A 10257-nucleotide genomic window follows, 5' to 3' on the forward strand; every position below is an offset into this window, starting at 1 on the left:
AGGTCAAGGTTCTCAAAATGAACTCGAGAAACACCCGCAATCTTTCCATGTTCGTCGGGCTCGCCTTGGCCAGTTGGCTTGCGCAAGCTCAAAATGCCATTCAATCGTTGACAGGAAGTGTCCAGTCAGGAGTTGATGTCATCCGCATTGAGATGTCGGAGCCACTTCAGGTCGTTCCGACGGGGTTCACGATTCAGGCGCCGGCCCGTATTGCTTTGGATTTTCCTGGTGTGGTGAATGGCATTGGGCGCAGTTCTGTTGAAATTGGGCAAGGAAACATTCGTTCGGCCAATGTGGTTCAGGCCGGTGATCGGACAAGGGTTGTCATTAATTTGAGCCAACCTTCTGCCTATCAAGCAAAGTTGGAAGGCAAGTCGCTTTTATTGGTGTTGGGGAATGGGGTAGGCGCGTCTGCTGCGGCGCCTGCGACCGGGAAGCCTGCTTCTTCTTTTGCGACCACCGCTGCAAGTGAAACCACTGCATTGAAGGATGTCGATTTCAGGCGCGGTGTGGGCAATTCAGGACGTGTGGTGGTTGATCTGGCGAACAACCAGACCGGTGTTGACATTCGTCAGCAAGGCAAGGATTTGGTCGTTGATTTTCTCAAAACTTCTTTGCCGGAGGGCCTGCGCAGGAAACTGGATGTTACTGATTTCGGAACGCCTGTGCAGACTGTCGTGACAAGCCAAGTGGGTGATCGTGTTCGCATGTTGGTCACCCCGACCGGCAATTGGGAGCATTCCGCCTATCAGAGTGACAATCAATTTGTTCTTGAGGTTCGGGAGCAAAAGATTGACGCTTCAAAATTGACACAAGGTCCTGGTTACAATGGTGAGAAGCTTTCGCTCAACTTTCAGAACATTGAAGTCAGGTCGTTGCTGCAGGTGATTGCAGATTTCACCAATTTCAACATTGTGACATCGGATTCTGTGACTGGTGCCGTGACGCTGAGGTTGAAGGATGTGCCTTGGGATCAAGCTCTGGACATCATCCTTCAGGCCAAAGGCCTCGGAATGCGCAAGAGTGGCAACGTTCTTTGGATCGCGCCGAAAGATGAGATTGCGGCTCGCGAGAAGCAAGAACTGGAAGCCAAAGCGTCGGTGGAAAGCCTCGAAACCTTGCGGACACAAGGTTTTCAAATGAACTATGCCAAAGCCAGTGAAATTGCTGCACAGATCACAAGTGGGGGATCAGGAGGCGCGGCTCAAGGCGGAAGCAGTGCGAGGATATTGTCTCTTCGAGGCAGTGTGATCGCAGAGCCAAGAACCAATCAGCTATTTGTCACGGACATCCCTTCGAAGCTGGAGCAAGTTCAGCAGTTGATCGCCAAGCTGGATATCCCCGTGCGACAGGTGCTGATCGAGGCGCGAATCGTTGAAGCCAGTGATACATTTGGTCGTTCTCTGGGGGCTCGATTGGGTGGTTCTGATTTGCGTGGTGTTCGCGGAGGGGAGTCTGGGTATCCAGTGGCTGGAGCAAATCGGGTTGCCATTGGCGGCAGTTACAACGCGGTGTCCAGCACCACAGCCGAGTCTGCTAATACCTTGGACACGACAAACACCAGTTTCGTGAATTTGCCTTCTTCGGGTGTCGGTGGTTTCCTCCCCGCAGCGTTTGCCGTGTCGCTGTTCAGTTCGGCTGCAAACCGATTTCTCAACCTGGAAATTTCTGCGCTGGAGGCCGATGGGCGGGGGAAAATTGTTTCAAGCCCCCGCGTTGTTACCGCTGATCAGGTGAAAGCCTTGATTGAACAAGGTACCGAGTTTCCCTACCAAACTGCTACCTCAAGCGGTGCAACGGCAGTTGCATTCCGCAAGGCCAACCTTAAGCTTGAGGTCACCCCCCAAATCACGCCGGAAGGTGGGATCATTTTGGATGTGGACATCAACAAGGACAGCCGAGGCGAGACAACCGCGGCTGGTATTGCCATCGACACCAAGCACGTACAGACCCAGGTGTTGGTCGAGAACGGTGGCACGGTGGTGATTGGTGGTATCTTTTCTGAGGAATCCCGCGACACGGTGACCAAAGTCCCTCTCCTGGGTGATATCCCAATTCTGGGGAATTTGTTCAAGAACAAGAACAATTCAACCAGCAAGACTGAACTGTTGATTTTTCTTACCCCCCGTTCGATCAGCAGCGGTGATGTGGCCCGTCGTTGATCATTTTGAAGTACAGGAGTGAACTAGTGAAACGATTTTCAAGCCGTGTGATTTTTAGTAGCCTTCTCGCTTCGTTTTTTTTGATATCTTGTGGTGGTGGTGGTGATGTGGCTGGTGACTCTACTGAGTTTTCGGTTTCTCCCGAAGAGTATGCGTTGAAGTTGGGGGCTGGTTCTCGTTGTCGTGATGCCTCGGAAACCCCTCCCGTCGTGGTAACCATCATTGGTGGGCAACCCCCCTTTAGAATTATAAATGCCGCCCCTGAGGCGCTGGTGATTGATAAAACGGAGGCTTCTGGCAAAGATCCCCAGTTCAGAATTTCTTATTCTGCAACCGCAGTGCTTTGTGCCAACCCAGGTGTTGTGACTGTTTTGGATTATCATTCTCGCTCTGTTTCCTTTGAGTATTCTGTTGAAATTGATGAGGCGCAATAGGTAATGGATCGTTGCTGTTCATTTGCCGGTTTTGTTTTGATCTAATCGGTGGCTTGGGGTGGATGTTGTGAAATGTGCCCACTGTTAGCGGTTTAATGAGTATTGCTCTTATAGGACTTCCTGGTTCAGGAAAGTCCACGATCGGTCGTCAACTTGCAAGACGATTGTTGCTGACTTTCGTCGATTCAGATCAAGTGATTGAACAGCGATTGGGTTGCTCAATCCGGGAGTTTTTCGAGCGTGAAGGCGAGGATCGCTTTCGAGACATCGAAGAATCGGTGATCGATGAACTGACTCAAGGTGCAGCGTGTGTGTTGTCGACCGGGGGCGGCTCGGTGCTGAGGCCGTCCAATCGACATCACCTTCAAGCTCGTTGCCGAGTGGTGTATCTGAGGTCTTCGCCGGAGGAGGTGTTCCGGCGGTTGCGACACGACCGCAACCGGCCTTTGTTGCAGGTCGCTGACCCTCTGCAGCGTCTGAAGGACTTGCACGCCGCGCGCGATCCGCTTTACAAGGAGGCGGCCCATTTCGTGATCGAAACCGGTCGACCTTCTGTAGCCACCCTGGTCAACATGATTGTCATGCAGCTGGAGCTGTCGGGACATTTGCAGCCATAGGGGTGTCATATTGAGGCGGAAGCGCGCCGCTGGGGCGCCGTCTCCCAGATCAAGACGGGCAAGGCTCTAAACTTGCCGACATGAACGATATCTCCTCATCGCTTCCGGTTCATCAAGTTCCCATTGCCTTGGGTGACCGAAGTTACTTCATTGACATCGGCCACGGCCTTCTGGACATACCACCCAACGCTGCGCTTCCGAAAGGGTCGTCTGCCTTGGTGGTCAGCAACGAGACGGTTGCACCCCTGTATCTGGAGCGGTTGAAAAGATCGCTCGCGCCGCACTACCGACAGGTGTTCAGTGTGTTGCTTCCCGATGGGGAGGCCCACAAGACCTGGGAGTCGCTGAACCTGATTTTCGATGCGATGCTTTCACTCGGGTGCGACCGAAAGACCGTTTTGTTCGCGCTGGGCGGCGGCGTGGTGGGCGATATGACCGGCTTTGCCGCGGCGTCGTTCATGCGTGGTGTGCCGTTCGTGCAGGTGCCGACAACACTGTTGGCGCAGGTGGATTCCTCCGTGGGTGGCAAGACCGCGATCAACCATCCGCTTGGAAAAAACATGATCGGCGCCTTCTATCAGCCACAGCGGGTGATTTGCGATCTGCAGACGCTCGACACCTTGCCCGAGCGGGAGTTGAGCGCAGGGCTGGCCGAGGTCATCAAATACGGACCGATCTCCGACTTGGTTTTTCTCGACTGGATCGAGGAAAACATGCAAGCCCTCAGGGCGCGCGATCCGGGGGCGCTGGCGCACGCGGTGCGACGCAGTTGTGAGATCAAGGCCAACGTGGTTGGGCAGGACGAACGTGAATCGGGTTTGCGGGCGATCCTCAACTTCGGTCATACCTTTGGCCACGCCATCGAGGCCGGCATGGGGTATGGCGTGTGGCTGCACGGCGAAGCGGTGGGTTGCGGCATGGTCATGGCAACGCGTTTGTCGATGCACTTGGGCTTGGTGGACAGCGACTTTCTTCAACGGATCACCACCCTCGTGGAGCGTGCGGGTCTTCCAGTTCAAGCGCCCGTCCTGGATGCGACTGACAACGTGGGACGCTACCTTTCACTGATGCGGATGGACAAAAAATCCGAGTCGGGTGAGATCAAGTTTGTGCTGGTCGACGGGCAGGGACTCGCGATGGTGCGCGGAGCGCCGGACGCCGTGGTGGGCGAGGTGATTGCAGCGAGTTGCGGTCTGTGACATCGAGTGGCGGGACGGCGGCTGGTGAGATGGCGGTGGAAGCCCCGACCTCCGCACACGAACTGGCTTCATTCGCGTGCTGGCCCGAACGCAGTCGGGGTCGGCGTTTTGCCGAAGCGGATGCCCCGACCCGATCGGTGTTCCAGCGCGACCGAGACCGCATCATCCACTCCACCGCGTTTCGGCGACTGGTCTACAAAACCCAGGTGTTTCTGAATCACGAAGGCGACCTGTTTCGCACGCGCCTGACCCACTCACTGGAGGTGGCGCAACTGGGCCGAAGCGTCGCACGCACACTCGGCCTCAACGAAGATCTGGTCGAAGCGATCGCTCTGGCGCACGACCTCGGGCACACCCCGTTTGGACACGCGGGTCAGGATGCACTGAACGCCTCCATGAAATCTGCTCGCCCCGAATTCGCGGCGGACGACGGGCAATGGGGGTTCGAACACAACCTGCAGAGCCTGCGCGTGGTCGATGCGCTGGAGGAGCGCTACCCCGCCTTTGACGGACTCAACCTGACCTTTGAAACGCGGGAGGGGATTCTGAAGCACTGCTCCCGTGCCAACGCCGAGCGACTCCTGTCAAGCGATCACAGTGGTGTGGCCGCGCGTTTTGTCCACGGTGGTTCACCTTCCCTGGAAGCGCAGTTGTGCAACCTGGCCGACGAGATCGCTTACAACGCGCACGACATCGACGACGGTGTGCGCTCGGGGCTGCTGAGCATCGATCAGGTGGCTGAGGTGCCCCTGTTCGCGCGCTACCGGCACCAGGCTCTGGCGGCCCATCCCCAGCTGCAGGGGCGTCGCCTGTTGTTCGAGTCGATCCGCTTGATGCTCAGCGATCAGGTCTACGACGTGATCGACACCACGCGCGCGCGCATCCGCGCGTCGGGTGTGCGCAGCCCGGACGATGTCCGGGCGCTGACGGCACCACTGGTGGCGTTTTCCCCGGACATGAAAACCGAGTCCCAGGTGCTCAAGTCCTTTTTGCTGCGCAACCTGTACCGCCACCCGCAGGTCATGGAAACGACGGAAAGGGCGGCACGCGTGGTCAGTGAGTTGTTCACGCTCTACCTGGACCAACCACAGGAGTTGCCACCGGGCCAGGGTTCTGGGCAATCCGGCGCCCGGGTCGTGGCCGACTACATCGCGGGCATGACCGATCGGTTCGCCATCCGTGAGCACCAGCGGCTCAGCGGCACCGTGCTGTTTCCTTGAAGGCCCGATGAGCGTCCAAGGCCGAGAGGCGCCCACGATCGCCGACCGCTCCGGCGCGGTGGCGATGGTGGTGCTGGCCGTGGGGGTCAGCTGTGCGCTGCACGTGGGCAAGCTGCCCGTGGCCATTCCGCTCCTTCAGGTGGAGCTCTCGATGAGCCTGCTGCAGGCGGGCTTCCTGTTGTCGCTGGTGCAACTCGCGGGCATGTCGCTGGGACTGTTGGTGGGATTGCTGGCGGACCGCATGGGGCCCAGGCGTGTGATGCTGACCGGCCTGCTGGTGCTGGCCGCCGGCAGCGCAGCGGGTGCGTGGGCGCCCAGTGTGTCGGCGCTGTTGCTCACGCGGGTGATCGAGGGCATGGGTTTTTTGCTGGCGGTGCTGCCTGCGCCGGGCATGCTGCGCCTGCATGTGAAAGACCCGGCCACGCTGGCGCGGGCGCTGGGCTGGTGGGGCACGTACATGCCGTTGGGGACCGCATTGGCGCTGTTGCTGGGTGTGCCCGCGATGTCCTGGATGGGCTGGCGCGCGGTCTGGGTGCTTGTGGCGCTGGTGAGTGTCTGCGCGGCCGGCATGCTCGCCTGGCAAGTGCCTCGGGAGCGGCTGGGGTCGGGCGCGGGCAGCGTGGGGCTGTGGCCCAGGCTGCACCGCACCCTGCGCGCGCCGGGGCCTTGGTTGGTGGCGCTGGGATTTTTCCTGTATTCGGGCCAATGGCTGGCGGTCATTGGTTTTCTGCCCACGGTCTACCGCGACGCCGGTCTCGGCGGTGGCGCCATCGCCGGGCTCAGCGCGCTGGCCGCTGCCATCAACATGACCGGCAACGTGGCCGGTGGACGCTGGTTGGCGCGCGGCGCGCCCCCGGGGCTGGTGCTCGCCGCGGCCTATGCGGCAATGGCCCTCGGTGCGCTGGTGGCGTTTGGTGCGCAAGGGCATCCGGTCTGGCAGTACGTGGCGATTCTGGCCTTCTCCGGACTCGGTGGACTGATTCCGGGCACCTTGTTTGGGGTGGCGGTCGTGATGGCGCCTGGCACCGACACGGTGTCCACCACCGTGGGCTGGATGCAGCAGTTCTCCGCGCTGGGCCAGTTCACGGGGCCACCGGCCGTGGCATGGCTGGTCACGCAGGTGGGTGGTTGGCACGGCACGTGGATGCTGACCGGAGCCTGCTCGTTGCTGGGCATCGCACTGGCCGCGCAGTTGCAGCGGGTCTGGAGCCGGCGCCACCGGCCTGCGTCTACCGCCGGCTGAGCGGCGCGGATAAACTGCCCGTCGTGCCGCACCGGGCGGCAGGGCAGGACATTCAAGATGCGGGGATCGATTCCATGAGCTTTCTTCACCAGCTCAAGCAACAGGCGCGGGCGCTGCAATCGGAGCAGGGCGGACAGCAGCAGGGCCTGGAGGCCAACATGGCCGCCACCGAAGCGGCGTGCAAGATCGTCTGGAACTACTTCACCGAGCTGCCCCGGCAGCTCAACGTGATCGAGCCCGCTGCGGTGCAACTGGGACTGGACAGGAAGTCCCTGTGGCCCGCCATGAAGCAGACCGACTTCCGTTTCGATGCGCGGAAAAAGCGGCTGCGGGACCAGGAGGTTTTTGACTACCTGGCCCTGGGCTGGCGACTCGCCCCCCGGGAGGGTGAACCCCTTCGGGGGCAGGTGAGCGTGAACTTTCCGCCCGACCTCGAGCGGGTTCAGCGGCGCTTGCACGCCGGACATGTGGTTCACGAGCGGCTGGAGCAACGCCACCCGGAGTCCAACGCCCTGCTGGCGATCGTTTTTGATTACGAGATGGCGGCGCGGGCCAGCGTGATGGTGACGCCCGACCACGACAACCTGGTGCTCAGGTTCCGCCTGGGTTGCGTGGGCGGCATGGACATCGTCACCACCAGCGTGCCGGTGGCCCAACTGAACGGAGCGCTGCTGGACGAGCTGGCCCGGCTGATCGTCGGAGAGCCCAGCCGTTTTCTGTGAGCAGGTCGTTGCCGCCCGCGCCGGGTTCCCGATAATCGGGGACGGAATCAACAGAGGGTGCTCATGGCGCGACTGGCTCGACTGACCCTGGCAGGGCAGGTTCATCTCGTGATGCTGCGTGGCAACAACCGCCAACCGGTGGTGCGGGACGACGCCGACCGCCAAGTCCTGCTGGACATGTTGGCCGAACAGGCTTTGCGCCATCGGGTGGCCATGCACGCCTACGTGCTGACCGACAACCAGGTCCAGCTCCTGCTTACCCCGGAGTCTGCCGAAGGTGTGCCCAAGATGATGCAGGCCGTGGGGCGCAGCTATGTGAGGTATTTCAACACCCGCCACGGGCGCAGCGGCACCCTGTGGGAGGGGCGTTACCGTTCGACCCTGATCCAGCCCGAGCGCCATCTGCTGGGCTGCATGACCTGCATGGATCTGGAGCCCGTGCGAGAACGACTGGTGGACGAGCCCGCCTCTTTTGCGTGGTCCAGCCATCGCCACCACATCGGACAGCTTCACGACAAACGCGTTTCGACGCACCCCCTGTACTGGCGGCTGGGGAACACCCCCTTTGCGCGCGAAGCCGCGTACGCCGAATTGGTGCGCGCTGGACTCGCCGCGCCACAGATCGAAGCGATGGCCCGGGCGGTGTGGCACGGCTGGCCCTTGGGCGATGCGGCCTTCGTGGCCTCGCTTCAGCAACAAACCGATCGTCGTCTGACGCCGGCCAAAGCAGGGCGCCCCGCAAAAACCAGTTCATCCACCTCGGTTTCCTGAAAAAGGTGAATGAAAACAGGGTTGATGTGTTCGATATTGATCTGTCCCTTATTAATCGAAACAAGTGCTTTGAAATATTTAATAAGAATCTGACCCCAATTAATTGTCTTGGCATTTTTGTTGCATTGCACTATCCTTCGCATCCGCCTTTTTGTGCCCACGAACTTTGAAGGAAGCGCCATGACCACGGCAGCCGAACAGCAGCAACTCCAGCAACAGGGTCTGTACGACCCGGCCCACGAGCACGATGCCTGCGGCGTCGGTTTTGTGGCCCACATCAAGGGCGAGAAGCGTCACGACATCGTGACCCAGGCGCTCAAGATCTTGGAAAACATCGACCACCGTGGCGCCGTGGGGGCCGATGCCCTGATGGGCGACGGCGCCGGCATCCTGATCCAGCTGCCCGACGCGCTGTACCGCGAAGAAATGGCCAAGCAGGGCGTGGCCCTGCCACCGGCCGGTGAGTACGGCGTGGGCATGATCTTCCTGCCCAAGGAACATGCCAGCCGCCTGGCCTGCGAGCAGGAGATGGAGCGCGCCATCAAGGCCGAGGGTCAGGTGCTGCTGGGCTGGCGCGATGTACCCGTCAACAAGGACATGCCGATGTCCCCGACGGTGCGCGAGAAAGAGCCGATCATGCGGCAGGTCTTCATCGGCCGCGGCACCGACGTGATCGTGCAGGACGCATTGGAGCGCAAGCTGTACGTGATCCGCAAGACCGCCAGTGCCCACATCCAGGCGCTCAAGCTCAAGCACAGCAAAGAGTATTACGTGCCCAGCATGAGCAGCCGCACGGTGGTCTACAAGGGCCTGCTGCTGGCCGACCAGGTGGGCACCTATTTCCTGGACCTGCAGGACCCGCGTTGCGTGTCGGCCCTGGGCCTGGTGCACCAGCGCTTCTCGACCAACACCTTCCCCGAGTGGCCGCTGGCCCACCCGTACCGCTATGTGGCGCACAACGGTGAGATCAACACCGTCAAGGGCAACTACAACTGGATGAAGGCGCGCGAGGGCGTGATGTCTTCGCCGGTGCTGGGCGCCGACCTGCAGAAGCTGTACCCGATCAGCTTCGCCGGCCAGTCCGACACCGCCACCTTCGACAACTGCCTGGAACTGCTGACCATGGCCGGCTACCCGATCAGCCAGGCCGTGATGATGATGATTCCCGAGCCCTGGGAACAGCACACCATGATGGACCCGCGTCGCCGCGCGTTCTACGAATACCACGCCGCGATGCTGGAGCCCTGGGACGGCCCGGCCTCCATCGTGTTCACCGACGGCCGCCAGATCGGCGCCACGCTGGACCGCAACGGCCTGCGCCCCTCGCGTTACTGCGTGACCGACGACGATCTGGTCATCATGGGTTCCGAATCGGGCGTGCTGCCGATCCCGGAAAACAAGATCGTGCGCAAGTGGCGCCTGCAGCCCGGCAAGATGTTCATGATCGACCTGGAGCAGGGCCGCATGATCGACGACGAGGAGCTCAAGGCCAACCTCGCCAACAACAAGCCCTACAAGCAGTGGATCGACAACCTGCGCATCCGCCTGGACGACGTGGACACGCCGGTGGCCGGTGAATCCGCGCAGGAGCAGGGCATCGGCGCCACCGAGCCGCAGACCGGCGGCATGGAGAGTGTCACGCCCGAACTGCTGGATCGCCAGCAGGCGTTTGGCTACACGCAGGAAGACATCAAGTTCCTGATGAGTCCGATGGCCGCCAACGGCGAAGAGGGCATCGGCTCCATGGGCAACGACAGCCCGCTGGCCGTGCTCTCGGGCAAGAACAAGCCGCTGTACAACTACTTCAAGCAGCTGTTCGCCCAGGTGACCAACCCGCCCATCGACCCGATCCGCGAAGCGATCGTGATGTCGCTGGTGTCCTTCGTCGG

Annotated in this window: 9 protein-coding genes; all 9 read left to right on the forward strand. The window is 60.6% G+C overall.

The genetic code is table 11. The features are described 5' to 3' along the window. The first annotated feature begins 17 nt into the window (after nucleotides 1–17). Nucleotides 18–2162 (forward strand): type IV pilus secretin PilQ, encoded by a 2145-nt coding sequence (gene pilQ, locus IV088_RS05240; protein WP_291098731.1) that lies wholly within the window; start codon nucleotides 18–20, stop codon nucleotides 2160–2162. 26 nt (nucleotides 2163–2188) lie between these two features. After that, a complete protein-coding gene (locus tag IV088_RS05245) occupies nucleotides 2189–2596 on the forward strand; it encodes a hypothetical protein (protein ID WP_291098710.1) in 408 nt (135 codons plus the stop codon). Nucleotides 2597–2691: 95 nt separating this feature from the next. After that, entirely contained in the window at nucleotides 2692–3213 is a 522-nt protein-coding gene (locus IV088_RS05250; RefSeq protein ID WP_291098713.1) for a shikimate kinase, read from the forward strand. Nucleotides 3214–3293: 80 nt separating this feature from the next. Beyond that, nucleotides 3294–4412 carry a 3-dehydroquinate synthase gene (gene aroB / locus IV088_RS05255; RefSeq protein WP_291098715.1) on the forward strand — a complete coding sequence of 373 codons (1119 nt, stop codon included), beginning with the start codon at nucleotides 3294–3296 and terminating at the stop codon, nucleotides 4410–4412. Between the two features lie 29 nt (nucleotides 4413–4441). Continuing rightward, a complete protein-coding gene (locus IV088_RS05260; protein ID WP_291098717.1) occupies nucleotides 4442–5632 on the forward strand; it encodes a deoxyguanosinetriphosphate triphosphohydrolase in 1191 nt (396 codons plus the stop codon). A 7-nt stretch (nucleotides 5633–5639) separates the two neighbouring features. Further along, a complete protein-coding gene (locus IV088_RS05265; RefSeq protein ID WP_291098719.1) occupies nucleotides 5640–6875 on the forward strand; it encodes a CynX/NimT family MFS transporter in 1236 nt (411 codons plus the stop codon). Nucleotides 6876–6949: 74 nt separating this feature from the next. Further along, nucleotides 6950–7597, forward strand: coding sequence for a hypothetical protein (locus IV088_RS05270; RefSeq protein WP_291098721.1), 648 nt, complete (start codon nucleotides 6950–6952; stop codon nucleotides 7595–7597). Between the two features lie 63 nt (nucleotides 7598–7660). Further along, nucleotides 7661–8368, forward strand: coding sequence for a transposase (locus tag IV088_RS05275; protein WP_291098723.1), 708 nt, complete (start codon nucleotides 7661–7663; stop codon nucleotides 8366–8368). Nucleotides 8369–8548: 180 nt separating this feature from the next. Beyond that, a partial coding sequence (locus IV088_RS05280; protein ID WP_291098725.1) for a glutamate synthase central domain-containing protein occupies nucleotides 8549–10257 on the forward strand: 1709 nt, incomplete at its 3' end.

The organism is Hydrogenophaga sp., from assembly GCF_018780075.1.
In the GTDB taxonomy this organism is placed as follows: Bacteria; Pseudomonadota; Gammaproteobacteria; order Burkholderiales; family Burkholderiaceae_C; genus Hydrogenophaga.

Bases quoted from the DNA above. Each gene is read 5' to 3' on its own strand.
- pilQ (WP_291098731.1), top strand. From the start codon at position 18: ATGAACTCGAGAAACACCCGCAATCTTTCCATGTTCGTCGGGCTCGCC.
- IV088_RS05250 (WP_291098713.1), top strand. From the start codon at position 2,692: ATGAGTATTGCTCTTATAGGACTTCCTGGTTCAGGAAAGTCCACGATC.
- aroB (WP_291098715.1), top strand. From the start codon at position 3,294: ATGAACGATATCTCCTCATCGCTTCCGGTTCATCAAGTTCCCATTGCC.
- IV088_RS05260 (WP_291098717.1), top strand. From the start codon at position 4,442: ATGGCGGTGGAAGCCCCGACCTCCGCACACGAACTGGCTTCATTCGCG.
- IV088_RS05265 (WP_291098719.1), top strand. From the start codon at position 5,640: ATGAGCGTCCAAGGCCGAGAGGCGCCCACGATCGCCGACCGCTCCGGC.
- IV088_RS05270 (WP_291098721.1), top strand. From the start codon at position 6,950: ATGAGCTTTCTTCACCAGCTCAAGCAACAGGCGCGGGCGCTGCAATCG.
- IV088_RS05275 (WP_291098723.1), top strand. From the start codon at position 7,661: ATGGCGCGACTGGCTCGACTGACCCTGGCAGGGCAGGTTCATCTCGTG.